Below are 15,791 nucleotides of genomic sequence, written 5' to 3'. Positions count from 1 at the left end.
CATATGTTATAAAATATTTTAAAGTTGTTTATATAGTTGTTTATATAAAAGAAATAAATCTAAAATAGATTGTTTCTAAATCTATTTTTTAAATCTAACTTCAGCTGCCTTTGCATGTGCATATAATCCTTCTTCTTTTGCTAGTTTTTCAGCGATAGGTGCCAATGATTCTATAGCTTTTTCATTTAATATCTGCTTTGTACAAGTTTTTATAAATGTACCAACCCAAACGCCACCAGTATATCTTGATGCTTTAAGTGTTGGCAATGTATGATTTGTACCTGAAACATAATCACCAAATACTTCAGCAGAAAGATTTCCAATAAATAGCGAACCATAGTTAGTTAATTTATCACAAATTTCATTATATTCCTTTACTGCAACTTCTAAATGTTCTGGAGCATAAAAATTACTTATTTTAATGGCTTCTTCCATATCATCAACCAGTATTATCTCTCCATTATTTTCCCATGAATTATATGCTATATCCTTTGTTGGCAAATCTTTTAACATAATTTTTATATTTTTTTCAACTTCTTGCGCTCTTTCTAAACTATTTGTTAATAATATCCCCCTTGCATTTAAATCATGCTCACATTGTGCTAATAAATCAGCTGCAATATAAACTGGATTTGAAGTTTCATCAGCTATTATAAGAACTTCACTTGGGCCAGCCACAAAATCAATCCCTACTTGGCCATAACATTGTCTTTTAGCTTCAGTTACAAATTTATTCCCTGGTCCCACAATTATGTCAACTGGATTAATCTTTTCTGTACCATATGTAAACGCTGCTATAGCTTGAACTCCTCCAGTTGCATATATTTCGTCAGCTCCTGCTATATCCATAGCTACCAATGTTTTAGGATTTATATCCTCAGTATTTTTCATAGTTGGTGAACATGCTACTATTCTTTTTACACCCGCAACTTTTGCAGGTATTATAAGCATAAGTGCTGTTGAAAATAATGGATATTGTCCACCTGGAACATATGCAAGGCATGACTCTATTGGAATATTGGTTTGACCCAAGATTACTCCTGGATAAATTTCTTTTTCAAAAGAATTTTCAAAACTTAGTTTTTGAGCTTTAGCAAATTCTCTTATATTTTCAGCAGCAATCTTTAAATTATTTATAAATTCATTATCTACATGTTTATAAGCTTCTTTTATCTCTTCTTTAGTAATTCTAAATTCATCTCTTGTATTTCTGTCAAACTTCTCATTGTATCTTTTAAGTGCAACATCTTTATCTCTTCTTATATCTTCTATTATAGAACTTACTTGCTCTCTTAAAACCTTTTCATCTACCTTTTCTTTTGTGCTTGATGTTTTAATGCTTTTCATTTTTTTCCTCCTAATTTTACAATATTATTATCATTTAAAATACATCAATAAATAAAAACTCCCACCCTCTATTAAAAGCTAGAGGATAGGAGTCTAATCATATTGTACTCACCTCACTAACTGAGCACTATTTGTCTAATAACTATACTTATAATTCTTCTAATCATTAATTTTTTTCTGAATTTTCTCTTTATTATACATAATATGATATATTTTAACTATTGATTTGTCAATGAAATTCTTTTATTTTCTACAGCAGTTACAATTAGGTTTATGGCATTTATGGCAACAATGGTTATTATTATTTCCACCATTATTTCCATTTCTTCTAGCTTCACATTCCATACCTTTATCAAATAATCTAGCAGCTTCTGCTAAATATTCTATTCCTCTATAATTGAACTCTGAATATTCATCCCAGTATTTTTCTGCTTCTTTCCATAATTTTCTAGCTTCACATTCGTATGCTAATGCTTCTTTTTTTCTTTCTGCAGATTCACAGAATGCCTCTCTAGCTTCTCTTTCTCTTACTTCAGCTTCTCTTCTAAATCTTTCACAGTTTCTAGGTCTATTTCCTTCTTGATTTGAACATTCACAGTTTGAACCTCTTCTTTCTCTATCTTCATCGTATGCTTCTCTTTCATATTCTTCTCCATCATTTTGGAACCATTTAGCTGTAGCTTCTCCTCTTTCATACCAATCTTCTGTATAACCACCATTTGCATATTTTTTATTTTCCATATAACATATCTCTCCTTTTAATTTTAATTTTTTATGAGATATTTTGTTTTATCTCATACTATATAGTATTAAAATCATCAAAATATGTTACATATAAACTTATATTTTTCCTTTTTTAACTTATTTTCAACATTTTATTCATTTTTTCGCAATATCCCTTGTCTTTTATTAGACATAAGCTGTTATTTATTTCATACTCAGAATCAGCATAAACCATAATAGCAAGCTCATCATCGTCATTTAAAACATCATAATTTACTAAGCAATTCTCAACTATATTCAATATTTCATCTTTATTACATTTTTTAAATCTAAGAAGTGCTCCACACTTTTCTCTAACTATCTTATTAACCTGTATTTTATCTTTAGTAAAAGAATCTATACTTGAAACTCTATTATCTATTATATCAATAACATCTGAATAAACTGCACTTCCTGTTGCTAGACTTCCAGCTCCCTTACCTACAAAAGAAACTTCTCCTACTGAATCACCATTTACTATAACAGCATTGAACTCATTGTCTATTCTAGCAAGTATGTTGTCTTTTTCTACTAGGACAGGTCTAACAAAAGCACTTACTTTATGATTTTCATACTTACTTTGACCAATTAACTTTATCTTACAATTTAATTTTTTTGCATATTCAATATCCTTTTCATCTATATCTGTAATTCCCTCTAAATATACATCTTTCCAATACACTCTATTATCATAAGCTAAAGTTGATAATATTGATAGTTTTCTAGCAGCATCATATCCTAATACATCTGACTCTGGATTTGCTTCAGCAAAGCCTAATTCTTGAGCCTGTTTTAATGCCATATCATAAGATAAATTCTCATCATACATTTTAGACAATATGAAGTTAGTAGTTCCGTTTAAAATAGCATTTATACTATCTATATTATTTCCTTCTAATGATTCTATTATTGGCTTTAATACTGGTATACCTCCAGCAACTGAAGCTTCAAATTTAATACTTACCTTATTTTCACTTGCTAATTTTGCAAGTTCATCTCCACATTCAGCTAACAAGTCTTTATTTGCTGTAACAACATGAATTTTATTATTTAAAGCCTTTTTAATATAAGATAATGTTGGCTCTAAACCACCCATAACTTCTACAAGAATATCTATATCTTTTTCAAATATATCATCTATATTATTAGTTATTATATTAGAATATTTTTTCCCTTTATGTTTTTCTAGATTGTTAACTAAAATTCCAACTATTTCTATATTTCTTTTTTCTTTATTATTATCTATTATATCTATAAGTCCACTTCCTACAGTTCCATATCCTAGTACTCCAATTTTTACTTTATTCTCCATTTCATTATCCTCCTAAAATTTATAATTTTCCGATTTTTTTTTATTTTCAATCTTTTATTGCAATAAAAATAGACTCATCCCTAGATAAAGGGACGAGTCTATACTCGCGGTTCCACCCAATTTGATTTCATCATTTATTGATAAAATCCACTTTACACTTTAACGCAGTTAACGGTTAATCTTACTAATACCTTTTAAGGTAACTTCAGACCACAGCTCCTAGGTAGTTTTCAATTTTTCAAACTTAGAAAGTCTTTCAGCCTTTGAACTTTCTTCTCTGATAGTCGAACTAAATCTACTCTTCCTATTCATCGCTTTTTTATTTTTTATAATTATTATAATTACTATTTATATTTTTAAATAACAAAAAACTCTCATCCTTATAACATAAGGACGAGAGTATTATTCCCGCGGTTCCACCTAATTTAGTTTTCATTTATTATGAAAACTCTCTTTATACTTTAACGCAGTTAACGACTATTCTTACTAAAATCTATTAATATAGATAACTTCGGAAAGTAGCTCCTAGGTAGTTTTCAATCTCTCTAATTTAAAAAGTCTTTCAGCCGATGGACTCTTCTCTCTGGCAATCGAATTAGATTTACTCTTCCTATTCATCGCTTTTTTATTTATTATGTTGTAACTTATTTTAAACCCTTCTAAATCAATTGTCAATAGTTTTTTAAAATTTTATTTTTTACCCTTAAATTATAAATCCGAAAATTCTATTTCTAATTTTTTACTTAGCTCGTCGCTAACTTCTCTTTTATAATTGCATTTTTCAGTATTATTTTCTCTTCTAACTGGCAGTGAAACGACAAATTCACTTCCAACTCCAAGTTGACTTTTTAAACATATACTGCCATCATGTAATTCAACTAAAGATTTCACTAATGAAAGACCAATACCACTTCCTTTAACTCTGTAAGAAAGTTCATTGTCAATCTGTTCAAACCTATTAAATATTTTATCTATTTTTTCTTTTGGTATACCTATCCCACTATCGGATATTTTCATTTTAAACACATCATCTTTCACATATAGAAATATGTTTATTTCTCCATTTTCTTTATTGTACTTAATTCCATTAGATAGTAAGTTTAGTATTATTCTTTCCAATTTTTCTGAATCAAATAACATTGAAAATTCTTCTATTTCTGTGTCAAATGTAAGTTGTATGTTATTTTGACTTGCAAAATCAGCTACAGACATACATATATCCTCTATAAATGAAATTATATCTGATTCTTCTGGTTTAAAGTCTAAATATCCTGACTGCATTTTTGTAAAGTCTATAAAATTATTTACCAATCTTAATATTCTGTTTCCATTCTGTTTTATCATACCTAGATTTCTTTTTAAAGTATCATTTGATTCTATTAAATCCGCTTCTTTTTTTTCTATCACTTGTAATGAAGATGAGATTAAACTTATGGGGGTTCTAAGTTCATGAGATAAATTTGCAAAGAACTCCATTCTAGATTTATCCATTTCTTCTTCTAGCTTTTTTCTTCTGCTTATATCTTTTGCTGTTCCAATTATTCCAATGACACTTCCATAACTATCAAAAAAAGGTCTTTTTGTAATCTCAATACACTTGTTTTCATTATCCATACTTACATTTGATTCAAATGTAACCACTTTTTTATTTTCAACTACATCCTTATCACTTTTGAGTATCTTCTCTACTAAAGATTCTTCTGTTGATATTTTATAACTATTCTTTCCTAATAATTCTTCTTTATTCATACAAGCCAAATTTAAAAAGCCTGAATTAAATCCAATATAGTTTCCATACACGTCTTTATAAAACATGTTCTCTGGAATTGAATGTTCAATCATTTTCATTAAGTTTTTTGAGTTATAATTTTTCTTGCTATTTTCGCTATATATTATATTACCTATTATTCCTATAGTTCCTAAAAGTTTATTTTCATCATATAAAAAATATTTTTCAACCATAAAGAACGTTTCTTTGTATTCAAATAAATTTTGTAAAAATCTTTTTTTACTGGATACTCCTTCTATATAATCATTTCTAAATAATTTTCCAGTTTTTTCTCCCCATACTTCTACATCATTCTTTCCAAATATATCTTTTGTAGTTTTAATATTATTATTTAATATTGGAACTAAATTTTCACTACAATCTATATATATGCCTTCTTCATCTTTAATATAGGCTATTTTTTCCTTTTTATTAAAAGAATCGATTATTTGTCTATAATCAAATACAATTTTACCAAAATACAAAATTATGTATGATTCCCCTATTATTTGTTTTTTTATGTTTATCCAATTTTTAAATGTTGGTATATATCTTTTTATACAGTCTACATCGTCTGAGAATAACTCATTGAAATATTTTTTGTTTTTAAACACAGGTAATAAATCCAATATATTTTCATTACAAATTCCTTCTTTTAGGTTTAATTCTTTACCCATACCTTTACTTATATATTCTACTCGATATTCTATATTTTCTTGTTCCTTTATGATTCTACAATATAAAAAAGGCACAGGTATATTTTTTATAAAATTTACATATTTATTATGGGTATCCATATTCTAACCACTACCTCTCAATGTTATTTACAATAGTACTCTTTAAGTAATTATATGACAATTTTCTATTAATTATAACATATTTTATAAGATATTCTTGTAAATAAATTTAATTTTATGTAATTTTTTATTTGTTTATAATTATTTGTGTCGCTTTTTTCTCATCAGTTATTATATGTGTTATGTAACCAGTTTTTAATGCACCTGTTATAGCACCTACACTAGTGTCTGAACATATAGCTATAACTTTCTTTGCCTTTTTTAATTTTTCAAGAGGTATTTGTATTACATAGTCATTGTCACTTTTAATTATTTCCCCATCCTTATTAAAGTAATAGGATAGGAAAGAACCTACTGCTTTCTCTTTTGTAAGTTTTTTCCCAAATCTAATTGCAGTAGCTTGGTCTGGTACCTGTGGGTAATTATCTATAGATAAAATTACTGTATCTATATTATCCCATTTTTTCTCTATACTTTGATAATTTTCAGTTTTCAAATATATATCTCTTTCTTCACTGCTGGTTGGAAATGCAGGGGCATATAAAAATACAGGACTAAATCCTGTACTATTTGAAAATACAGATATTAATTCATTAGGATGATACCCTTTGTTTGGTATATTGGCCATCCCAACCAATGGATATACTTCTCCTTTAAAGGTACAGTTATCATCACTCTTTTGCATTTCTTCCATTATATTACCTATAGTATAACCCCACCCTATACCTACATTACTGACCTTATTTAATTCTTCCTTTATATACTTTATTCCATGACTTAGTATAGTCTGTTGAGTTATATATTCAGTTTTAGCTTCAGGAACTATTAACCCTCCTTTAATACTAAATATATCTTTTATTTGATTCATCAATAAATCGTTGCTAGAAAATAATTCTCTAATTTCTATTTTTACTATTCCAATCTCTTTCGCCCTATTTAACATCTTACTTATCAATGGTCTTGATACACCCAAGATTTTTGCAATTTCTGCTTGAGTTTTATTTTCTTCATAATACATTTTTGATACTTCTACCAATTTCAACATTTCATTATCAATAGTCATATTTTCATCCTTTCAAAGCTGATTATAAATTAAAATTATATCATTAAATAAAATTTGTCAAGTTGTATTAATAATAAAAAAAGCCTAGAAAAATTCTAGGCTTTTTAGCTTAAATATCAACATTCTTCCATTAATTCAATTATAAAACCACCATTAATTATAAATGCACATTTCAAGTTATCTCCTACCTTAAAAGGTTCTACAATTACTTCGTTCTCACTCAAGTATTTGTCCATATTTTTTACTTTATATGCAACATGAGGATTCTTTTGCATTATTTCTGGAAGAGGACTTCCTTTGACAAATCTCAAATATTCATATTTAAACTCTGTATATTTTGGGTCTGTTATATAAACCTTTAATTCTTCATTAAACTCTTCATGTTCTTGTTGTTTTTCTGTTATAACACCTATATGTACAAATTCCATAAATTTACCTCCAATATATTGAAATTTATGTATTATATTGCTCTTTATATATTTATTTTAGTATATGTTACTTATACTCTCTCTTTAATTCTTCAAATAACTTATATGCTTGCTCTGGTGTATTATTCTCATGAACAACAGCTTTTATTGCTTTTATCATTGCCTTTGGACTTTCTGATTGGAATACATTTCTTCCCATATCAACACCTGCTGCACCTTCGTTTATAGCTCTATAGGCCATCTCTAATGCTTCTTTTTCTGGAACTTTTTTTCCTCCTGCTATAACTATAGGAACTGGACAAGCAGCTGTTATTTTCTCAAAATCCTCACAATAATAACTCTTTACTATGCTTGCTCCAAATTCAGCTAACATTCTAGTAGCTAACAGAAAGTATTTTGCAGTTCTTTCCATTTCTTTACCTACTGCAACAACTCCTAAAACAGGTATAGAATATCTATTTCCCATATCTATTGTTTTAACTAAATTTTCTATGGCTTTACATTCACCTTCAGCTCCCATAAAAGTCTGTATAGCTAGACAAGATGCATTCATTCTTATAGCATCTTCTATATCAACTCCTATAACTTCTCTACTCATATCTTCTCTAAGTACTGAACTTCCTGCTGAACATCTAAGTGCTATAGCTTTATCTTGAATTGGACTTATACATGTTCTCAAAGCACCTCTTGTAGCCATAAGACAGTCTGCATCTTCTATAAGGTCAGGTATTGAAAGGTCTAATCTCTCTAACCCTTGAGTAGGCCCCATGATATACCCATGGTCAAAGGCTAACATAAGTGATTTTCCTGTTTTAGGATTGAATATTTTTGACAATCTATTTTTCATTCCCCAATCCACATTGTCCATTCCTTTTAAATAAAAATTTTGTTCTGGAGGTTTTATACCTACTCCATAATCTTTTGGTAGTATCATTCCATCTTTATCTGCCATTTTTTATCTCCCTTTAATTCAATCTAATTTTTTTTAAAGTAAGGTGTATTACATGGTGAGTTAAAATATCTCAATAATTCCTCATTCATTCTAGCTATAAATAGTTGGAATCCAGCTGTTTCTTGTGTAGTTAAAAGCTCTCCAACATGATTCGAAAGTACTTCTATATTTTTTTCTTGTAGTATTTTATGACATTTTCTATACACTATTAGCATTTCCATCAAAGTAGTGGCTCCTGAGCCATTAACTATTAACATTACTTTTTCTCCATCTTTAATGTCTAAATCTTTAATCAAAGCTTGTGTCATTATTTCAGCAGTTTCATCAGCAGACTTCATTTCCATACGTCCACCTCCACCTTCTCCATGTTGCCCCATTCCTATTTCCATCTCATTTTCTCCAAGCTCAGAAATAACCATTCCTGTAGATGGATGAGTAGCTCCTTTACATGCCACAGCTATAGTAGCCATATTATCAGCAAAGCTTTGTGCTATTTCTGCAACTTCATCTAAAGATTTGCCTTCTTTAGCAGCTCCTGCAGCTATTTTATATAAAGGTATACAACCAACTAAACCTCTTCTATCATCACTATTTTCTCTTGGTGCATTTGCTATATCTTCTTGAGTAATAACCCTTTTAACATTTAGCCCTTCTTTTTTAACTTGTTTCATGACAAGGTTTCCTGTTAACATATCTCCTGCGTGATTGAGAACTACAAATAGTACACCCTTTCCTCTGTCTGCCATTTTTATAGCTTCTAAACAAGAGTTAGGCCCTGGAGCTGCAAATACATCTCCAACCACAGCTATATCGACCATTCCATCTCCAACAAATCCACTAAGTGCTGGTTCATGACCTGCTCCGCCTAGAGTGACTATTGTTACTCTTTCTGCTTCTTCTAGTTTTTTATTTATTACTAAATTAGAATCTGTAACTCTCAGTAAGTCTGAATTTGCAAGTTCTAAACCTTCTAAAACTTCTCTAGTTAAATCTTCTGGCTGGTTAATAAATTTTTTCATTGGCATGATAAATTCCCCCTATTAAATTTGTTATATTAATTATTTAATTTGTTAATATCATTTATAATGCGTTATATAAACCTTTAAACATTAATGATATAGAAACAGCACCTGGGTCCATATGTCCTAGACTTCTCTCTCCTATACTTTTTGCTCGTCCAAATTTTGCTATGTAAGTTTTAGTATTCTCAGCACCTTCTACTGCTTTTTCATAACCCACTCTAAAGATATCTATTATGTCATTACTCTGTATATTATAAATAGCATCTATGGCTGGATATAATGCATCTACCAAAGTTTTTTGACCTATTTTAGCAGTAGAGATAAGAGATAAATTTTCTCTTGCTTCATTAAACATATCTTTTATTTCTTCTATTTTAAGTTCCTCTTTATAATCTATTCCTTCAGCCATTCCTTCAAATATAGTCCCCCATAAAGGCCCTGCTGAACCACCATTTACATTCATACATAAAGTACTTAAATCTTCATTGACTGATTTTATGCTATCATTTTCATTTTCTTCTAATGCTCTTTTTTTCATGCAATCTGCTATTCTATCTATAGTAACACCATGGTCTCCATCTCCAACTATACTATCTAGTTCACATAAATATATCTTATTTTCTTTTAATACTTCTGCTGCACTTATCAACATTTTTTTCCATGTAGTCGTTGATAACATTGAATCATCTCCTTATCAATATCTTAACTCAATATTATCATATGTAATAACAAATGTAAATTATTTTTAGAAAACGTTTTTACAAAATTTACATTTGTTATATTAAACATTATTCCTGGTTTTAATATTTTACTTTAAAGTTTCATTTCTTATCTTTCTAAAATACAGTCTTGAATTTACTTCATATCCTATAACGATAGACCAACTACTAAAATACATCCATGTCATAAGTACAATTATTTCAGCTATACTTCCATATATTACCTCATAGTTAGCATAATAATTTGTATAATAAGAGTATAAAAATGATACTAAAAACCATGCAAATGTAGCAAAAATGGCACCTGGTGCAGATTCTTTCATAGTCAATTTTTTATTTGGTGTATACTTATACAGAACTGTAAATATAATTATTATTGTTAATATACCTACAGAGTATCTTAAAATATCCCATATCCTTATAAATATCTCATCTAATCCTATAAAATTAAAAATAAAATAACCTATTTTCTCTCCATAAACCAGAAATATCATAGATAAAAAAATCAATACTAGAAGCATGATTGTAAATAAAAATGATATAGATAAAATTTTAAAAAAAGACCTAGTTTCTTTAACTTTATAAGCTCTATTCATCCCTTTAATAAGAGCTTTTACTGCTCTTGAAGATGTCCACATAGTAAGTACAAAACTGACAGCTAAAAAATTTAAACTTCTATTATCTATCGCAGAAACTATAATTGAAGATAATACATCAAAGGCACCTTCTGGCATCATACTTCTAAAAAGAGCTATATATTTATTTAAATGAAGAACTGGTATGTATGCTATAGAACTTATAGTAAATATTAAAAAAGGAAATATGGACAGCATTAAGAAAAAAGATACTTCTGCTGATTTCGAACTCAACTCACTATAATTAGATTTTGCAACTATATATTCAATCAATTTTTTATCTATCCCAAACATAAATATCCCCTTTTCTCTCAAATTAATTTCATTATACAATATTAATTATACTCAGATTCATGCCATAATATAATTATTTAAGTAAAAATAACATAAATAAAAGCTGAAAATAACAATTATACTAACATTTCCATATTCTAATCAATGAAAGTAAATTATAATTTTCAGCCAAATAAGTATTATCATAAAACTATCTTATAAAATAGTTAAATGTGTTTTATTTTAATTTTTCAACCATAATATCTATATATTCTTTTAAACCACTAAGTTTTTCATCTGCTTCAACATCACTAGCTCCTTTTACAGCTATGTAGAATTTAAGTTTTGGTTCTGTTCCAGATGGTCGTATTGCTACCCAAGATTCATCTTCCAAAAAGTATTTTAAAACATCAGACTTAGGAAGATTATCTATACCTTTTTTATAATCTTTTTTGTCTACTACTTTAATGTTATTTATATAATCAATTTGATTTTCTCTAAAATAAGATATTATTTCTTTTATCTTTTCTACACCTTCTATCCCCTTTAAAGTCAAAGATATAGTCTGCTCTTTAAAAAATCCATATTTCTTATACAGCTCTATTAGACCTTCATATAAACTCATACCTTTTGAATAGTAAAATGCTGCCATTTCAGATATCAATAGCGAAGAAACTACACCATCTTTATCTCTTGCATGAGTACCAACTAAATAGCCATAACTTTCTTCATATCCAAATACATAATTTCTGTCTTTATTTTGTTCAAATAATTTTATTTTTTCTCCAATAAACTTAAAACCTGTAAGAACATTTAACACATCAACATTATTTGCTTTGGCTATATCTGCTCCAAACTCTGATGTAACTATAGTTTTTATCATTGTAGGATTTTCTTTTAATTTATTATTTTCTTTTAAACCTTCTATTATATAATGTGTTAACATACCACCAATTTGATTACCTGTAAGCAGAGCATACTCGCCTGTAGTAGTTTTTACAGCTACACCTACTCTATCACAATCTGGGTCAGTAGCTATTACAAGGTCTGCACCTTTTTCTTTTGCAAGTAATATTCCTCTATTTAAAGCTTTTTTCTCTTCTGGATTTGGATAATCAAGTCCTGCAAAATTTGGGTCTGGATTTTCTTCTTCTGGAACTACAATTATATTTTCAAATCCAACCTCCTTTAACGCTCTTCTTATTGGTATATTACCTGTTCCACAAAGAGGTGTATAAACTATTTTAAAAGTTTTACCTACATTTTTAACTAAATCTGTTCTTATAATTTGACTCTTTACTGCTTCTATAAATTCAGTATCCTGTGATTCATCCAATAAAACAACTAAATTTTTATTAGCTTCACTTAAAGTTGGTATTATACTGTAATCATGTATACTATTTACTTTCTCAGTTATTGCATTTGCTATATCTGGCATAACTTGTGCCCCATCTTCCCAGTATACCTTATATCCATTATATTCAGGAGGATTATGACTGGCTGTTATAACTATACCAGCTATTGCATTTAGATTTCTAACTGCAAAAGATAATTCTGGAGTGGTTCTTAAACTATCAAATATATATGCTTTTATACCACATGCTGCCAAAGTATTTGCAGACTCTATACAGAATTCTCTAGACTTGTGTCTATTGTCATGAGCTATCACTACTCCTCTATTTTTTTCTTCAGCTGTCGTATTTTCTAATATATAGTTAGCCAATCCAAAAGTAGCTCTTCTAACTGTGTATTTGTTTATTCTATTTGTACCTGCTTCAATTATTCCCCTAAGACCAGCAGTCCCAAATTCCAAATCCTTATAAAATCTATCTTCTATTTCTTTTTCATTATCTTTTATCTTATCCAATTCTAGTTTTGTATCTTCATCAAAATATGAACTTTTTACCCACTCTTCATAAGTTTTCCTATAATCCATAATAAAATCCTCCCTATCTTATGTATTTATTATAATTGCATAAATAAATATTTTTTATATAATTATAACTCGTCTATATACTTATTAACTGAATTAATAAAAATGTCTGCCATTATTCTATGCCCTTCCTTAGTTGGATGTAACCCATCAAAATACAATTTTTTATATCCTTCTCGTTCCATACTTTCATTATATTTTGAATAAAAATCTACAAAATCAGTATTAAATGTTACACTAAACTTTTTTACCCAATAATTATATAACTCTAATTTTTTGGATACTATATTAAAATCAGTAAAACAACTCCAATCCTCTCTAACATTTGGGATATCTGTTTTTAATGGTATTCCTATTATAGGTATAATATTTTTTGAATATGCTTGATGCACCATAGCCATTATATTAGAATTAATAACTTCATTTCCTGCTCCAACAATCAAATCATTGGTACCACCCATTATAAAAACTATATCGGGAGAATTTTTTACAACATCTTCATTAAACCTAACTAACATACCACTTGTTGTATCACCATTTATACCCTTATTTATTATTTCTAATCGAGTCTCTTTATTAACTATGTTTGTCCATGAATTACTTCGTGATACTCCAAACCCATATGTTAAACTATCTCCTAAGCAGACTATTTTCATCCTATCCCCCCTTAGATATGTTTTTATGTTTCAAGAATAATCTAACAGTTTAGTTAATTCATATTTTATACTTTTTTATCTTTCAAGTAAAGTTATTCTATTCACTAATTTAATGTAGATATATATCTATACTCTTTCTTCCCCAATTTGACGCACTTCCTTCACTATTCATAAAAATATCTATTCTATTGCCTTTAATTGCACCTCCACAATCTTCTGCCACAAAAGTCATACCCAACTTAGGTATATATACTTTTGTTCCATATGGTATTATACTCGGGTCGACTGCAATAACACCCCATCTTGGAGTTGTTCCAGTTGATGTTATTGTATCTCCTGAATATGCAGTAGCAACCACTTTCATATGCTTTCCACCTCTTATATTCGCTCCTCTTGATGCAATTAATACTTTTTCTTTAGTTCCATATTTTATAATTTTCGTAGTTGGCTCCTTAGATATTAATTCCTTTGATAGGACTTTTTTGACTAACTTTCCATCATGGTAAGTTAATTTATAGACTAGTTTTTTTTCTCCTTCTTTTCCTTCTTGATAGACCTTAGATTTTCCTTTTAACAAATTACTATCATTTACATGTTTTGTGTCAAATGGAATCTTTTCAATTTCTTCTTTTTGATTGTTAGTTACTTTGACAACTTTTATTTTCATATCATCTTTTAATTCTGTATCTAAACTTGGATTAATTTTATCTTCAGAATTATACTTAATTCCCTGTTCATCCAAGAGTTCTTCAACTGTTTTTTTAAATGAAGAGACTTTTTGCTCTTGACCTTTAACTGTTAAACGTATATCTTCTTTATTTAATATAGAATAGATACTTATCAAACCCATTAAAATTGATACACTTAATAAAGATGATATTATTATCCTCTTTTCTTTTTTCTCCATAATAATCTCCCTCCATATTCAAACTTCAAATTAGTATTATTCATTACAGCTTTAATCTTATATTATATATGTATATTACAGCTTTCCAAATTTATGTAACTTTTTTGTAACTTCTAAAATCATTAAAGTCATTTTTACATAATATACAAGCGATAACATATACTGTTTTTAAGCCATCATGGCTTAATATAATAATTTGAAATCACATGCAAACAGTTATATTTCATCCTATAAGAAATGTACACAGAGGAAACAAAACTTAGAAATGATGCACAAATGAAAACACATTGTATGCCCATATTGACTGTGATAAAATGAACTCATACACAAATTAGTAGTTTTTATGGTTAGGAGGAACAAAATGAAATTTGAACGTTTAAAAACTAGTGAAGATAGATTATATCATAAGGCTATGGAATTATATAAAATTAGTTTCCCATTTCATGAACAAAGAAAATCTTCTTTACAGGCAGAAATTATGGAAAATGAAGAATATCAATTCAATTTAATTTATGATAAAGAACAGTTTGTTGGTATAATGTTGTGCTGGGAAACAAAAAACTTTATTTATGTAGAACATTTCTGTATTTTTCCAGAAATGCGTAATAATAGGTATGGACAAAGAGCATTGGAACTTCTAAACAAGAGAGGGAAAACTGTTATTTTAGAAATTGACCCTCCTATTGATGAAGTTTCAATCCAGCGAAAGACGTTCTATGAAAGAGTAAAATATAAGACAAATGATTATGAACATATTCATCCACCATACCAAGATAAATTTAGTGGTCATCATCTAGTTGTAATGTCTTATCCAGAAATTCTATCTAAAATGGAATATAATAAGTTTAATCAATACTTAAGAAATCATGTAATGAATTTCTAGATACTATTCTCATTTATTGAACTACATAAAATTTCATAACACTTATATAAAGCAGTTAATTCATTGTGGTTAGTTGCTTTTTTAGTATATTTTAAGATATCAACAAGTATTCTCACTTCATAGTCATCACAATCATTGAAAATTTCTTCAACTTCTCCCTCAAATAAAATTTTAGAAGCCAATACATTATCACATAACAATGTATCTACTGTGACAGAAAGAAAATTAGTAATATTAATTAATGCTACAAAATTAAAAGATTCTTTCTCTTTGAAAAAAAATTATTCCATAAATTAGAATGTCTTATGAAATCTTTTTCTATTTTCTCATAATA

Annotated in this window: 15 protein-coding genes and 2 other annotated features; of the genes, 1 reads left to right on the top strand and 14 read right to left on the bottom strand. The window is 28.3% G+C overall.

Annotation, left to right across the window (positions count from 1 at the left end; translation table 11 throughout):
* Positions 1–81: 81 nt before the first annotated feature.
* From hisD to ACTG45_RS08205, 13 genes are all read right to left on the bottom strand, one after another.
* Positions 82–1,347: a histidinol dehydrogenase gene (gene hisD, locus ACTG45_RS08265; RefSeq protein WP_479920150.1), complete on the bottom strand. Its 1,266-nt coding sequence runs from the start codon at positions 1,345–1,347 to the stop codon at positions 82–84.
* 243 nt (positions 1,348–1,590) lie between these two features.
* Positions 1,591–2,088 (bottom strand): exosporium morphogenetic protein CdeM, encoded by a 498-nt coding sequence (gene cdeM, locus ACTG45_RS08260; RefSeq protein WP_021384340.1) that lies wholly within the window; start codon positions 2,086–2,088, stop codon positions 1,591–1,593.
* A gap of 115 nt (positions 2,089–2,203) precedes the next feature.
* Complete coding sequence (locus tag ACTG45_RS08255) at positions 2,204–3,421, bottom strand: homoserine dehydrogenase (RefSeq protein ID WP_021384371.1); 1,218 nt, start codon at positions 3,419–3,421, stop codon at positions 2,204–2,206.
* An 85-nt stretch (positions 3,422–3,506) separates the two neighbouring features.
* Positions 3,507–3,742: a binding site (T-box leader), on the bottom strand.
* A gap of 65 nt (positions 3,743–3,807) precedes the next feature.
* Positions 3,808–4,048: a binding site (T-box leader), on the bottom strand.
* Between the two features lie 81 nt (positions 4,049–4,129).
* Complete coding sequence (locus ACTG45_RS08250; RefSeq protein WP_021384326.1) at positions 4,130–5,986, bottom strand: PAS domain-containing sensor histidine kinase; 1,857 nt, start codon at positions 5,984–5,986, stop codon at positions 4,130–4,132.
* A 127-nt stretch (positions 5,987–6,113) separates the two neighbouring features.
* Positions 6,114–7,049 (bottom strand): sugar-binding transcriptional regulator, encoded by a 936-nt coding sequence (locus tag ACTG45_RS08245; RefSeq protein ID WP_021384370.1) that lies wholly within the window; start codon positions 7,047–7,049, stop codon positions 6,114–6,116.
* A gap of 116 nt (positions 7,050–7,165) precedes the next feature.
* The gene (locus tag ACTG45_RS08240) at positions 7,166–7,477 is read right to left on the bottom strand and encodes a hypothetical protein (RefSeq protein ID WP_479920149.1); all 312 of its coding nucleotides are present in this window, start codon (positions 7,475–7,477) and stop codon (positions 7,166–7,168) included.
* 67 nt (positions 7,478–7,544) lie between these two features.
* Positions 7,545–8,429: a 3-hydroxy-5-phosphonooxypentane-2,4-dione thiolase gene (gene lsrF / locus ACTG45_RS08235; protein WP_479920148.1), complete on the bottom strand. Its 885-nt coding sequence runs from the start codon at positions 8,427–8,429 to the stop codon at positions 7,545–7,547.
* 23 nt (positions 8,430–8,452) lie between these two features.
* Positions 8,453–9,454, bottom strand: a complete 1,002-nt coding sequence (locus ACTG45_RS08230; protein ID WP_479920147.1) for a dihydroxyacetone kinase subunit DhaK — start codon at positions 9,452–9,454, stop codon at positions 8,453–8,455.
* Between the two features lie 55 nt (positions 9,455–9,509).
* A complete protein-coding gene (gene dhaL, locus ACTG45_RS08225; protein ID WP_021384337.1) occupies positions 9,510–10,130 on the bottom strand; it encodes a dihydroxyacetone kinase subunit DhaL in 621 nt (206 codons plus the stop codon).
* A gap of 129 nt (positions 10,131–10,259) precedes the next feature.
* Positions 10,260–11,099, bottom strand: coding sequence for a YihY/virulence factor BrkB family protein (locus tag ACTG45_RS08220; RefSeq protein ID WP_021384329.1), 840 nt, complete (start codon positions 11,097–11,099; stop codon positions 10,260–10,262).
* A 217-nt stretch (positions 11,100–11,316) separates the two neighbouring features.
* On the bottom strand, positions 11,317–13,014 hold the full coding sequence (locus ACTG45_RS08215) for a phospho-sugar mutase (protein ID WP_479920146.1): 1,698 nt from the start codon (positions 13,012–13,014) through the stop codon (positions 11,317–11,319).
* 62 nt (positions 13,015–13,076) lie between these two features.
* Positions 13,077–13,667 carry an SGNH/GDSL hydrolase family protein gene (locus ACTG45_RS08210; RefSeq protein ID WP_479920145.1) on the bottom strand — a complete coding sequence of 197 codons (591 nt, stop codon included), beginning with the start codon at positions 13,665–13,667 and terminating at the stop codon, positions 13,077–13,079.
* A gap of 109 nt (positions 13,668–13,776) precedes the next feature.
* Positions 13,777–14,574 (bottom strand): G5 domain-containing protein, encoded by a 798-nt coding sequence (locus ACTG45_RS08205; protein ID WP_479920144.1) that lies wholly within the window; start codon positions 14,572–14,574, stop codon positions 13,777–13,779.
* Positions 14,575–14,935: 361 nt separating this feature from the next.
* On the opposite strand from ACTG45_RS08205, the gene ACTG45_RS08200 reads away from it, so the two are divergent.
* Positions 14,936–15,457 (top strand): GNAT family N-acetyltransferase, encoded by a 522-nt coding sequence (locus tag ACTG45_RS08200; RefSeq protein ID WP_479918580.1) that lies wholly within the window; start codon positions 14,936–14,938, stop codon positions 15,455–15,457.
* Here the strand turns inward: ACTG45_RS08200 and ACTG45_RS08195 are convergent.
* Positions 15,454–15,639, bottom strand: a complete 186-nt coding sequence (locus tag ACTG45_RS08195) for a hypothetical protein (RefSeq protein ID WP_479920143.1) — start codon at positions 15,637–15,639, stop codon at positions 15,454–15,456. The two genes, ACTG45_RS08200 and ACTG45_RS08195, sit on opposite strands and share 4 nt — an antisense overlap.
* Positions 15,640–15,791 lie beyond the last annotated feature (152 nt).

The sequence above is a fragment of the Clostridioides sp. LIBA-7602 genome (assembly GCF_056688945.1).
Note: the sequence above shows the minus strand (reverse complement) of the source record. Positions and strands in the feature narration are given on the sequence as shown.

Bases quoted from the DNA above. Each gene is read 5' to 3' on its own strand.
- ACTG45_RS08245 (WP_021384370.1), bottom strand. From the start codon at position 7,049: ATGACTATTGATAATGAAATGTTGAAATTGGTAGAAGTATCAAAAATG.
- dhaL (WP_021384337.1), bottom strand. From the start codon at position 10,130: ATGTTATCAACGACTACATGGAAAAAAATGTTGATAAGTGCAGCAGAA.
- ACTG45_RS08250 (WP_021384326.1), bottom strand. From the start codon at position 5,986: ATGGATACCCATAATAAATATGTAAATTTTATAAAAAATATACCTGTG.
- hisD (WP_479920150.1), bottom strand. From the start codon at position 1,347: ATGAAAAGCATTAAAACATCAAGCACAAAAGAAAAGGTAGATGAAAAG.
- lsrF (WP_479920148.1), bottom strand. From the start codon at position 8,429: ATGGCAGATAAAGATGGAATGATACTACCAAAAGATTATGGAGTAGGT.
- ACTG45_RS08230 (WP_479920147.1), bottom strand. From the start codon at position 9,454: ATGCCAATGAAAAAATTTATTAACCAGCCAGAAGATTTAACTAGAGAA.
- ACTG45_RS08220 (WP_021384329.1), bottom strand. From the start codon at position 11,099: ATGTTTGGGATAGATAAAAAATTGATTGAATATATAGTTGCAAAATCT.
- ACTG45_RS08205 (WP_479920144.1), bottom strand. From the start codon at position 14,574: ATGGAGAAAAAAGAAAAGAGGATAATAATATCATCTTTATTAAGTGTA.
- ACTG45_RS08240 (WP_479920149.1), bottom strand. From the start codon at position 7,477: ATGGAATTTGTACATATAGGTGTTATAACAGAAAAACAACAAGAACAT.
- cdeM (WP_021384340.1), bottom strand. From the start codon at position 2,088: ATGGAAAATAAAAAATATGCAAATGGTGGTTATACAGAAGATTGGTAT.
- ACTG45_RS08255 (WP_021384371.1), bottom strand. From the start codon at position 3,421: ATGGAGAATAAAGTAAAAATTGGAGTACTAGGATATGGAACTGTAGGA.
- ACTG45_RS08215 (WP_479920146.1), bottom strand. From the start codon at position 13,014: ATGGATTATAGGAAAACTTATGAAGAGTGGGTAAAAAGTTCATATTTT.
- ACTG45_RS08200 (WP_479918580.1), top strand. From the start codon at position 14,936: ATGAAATTTGAACGTTTAAAAACTAGTGAAGATAGATTATATCATAAG.
- ACTG45_RS08210 (WP_479920145.1), bottom strand. From the start codon at position 13,667: ATGAAAATAGTCTGCTTAGGAGATAGTTTAACATATGGGTTTGGAGTA.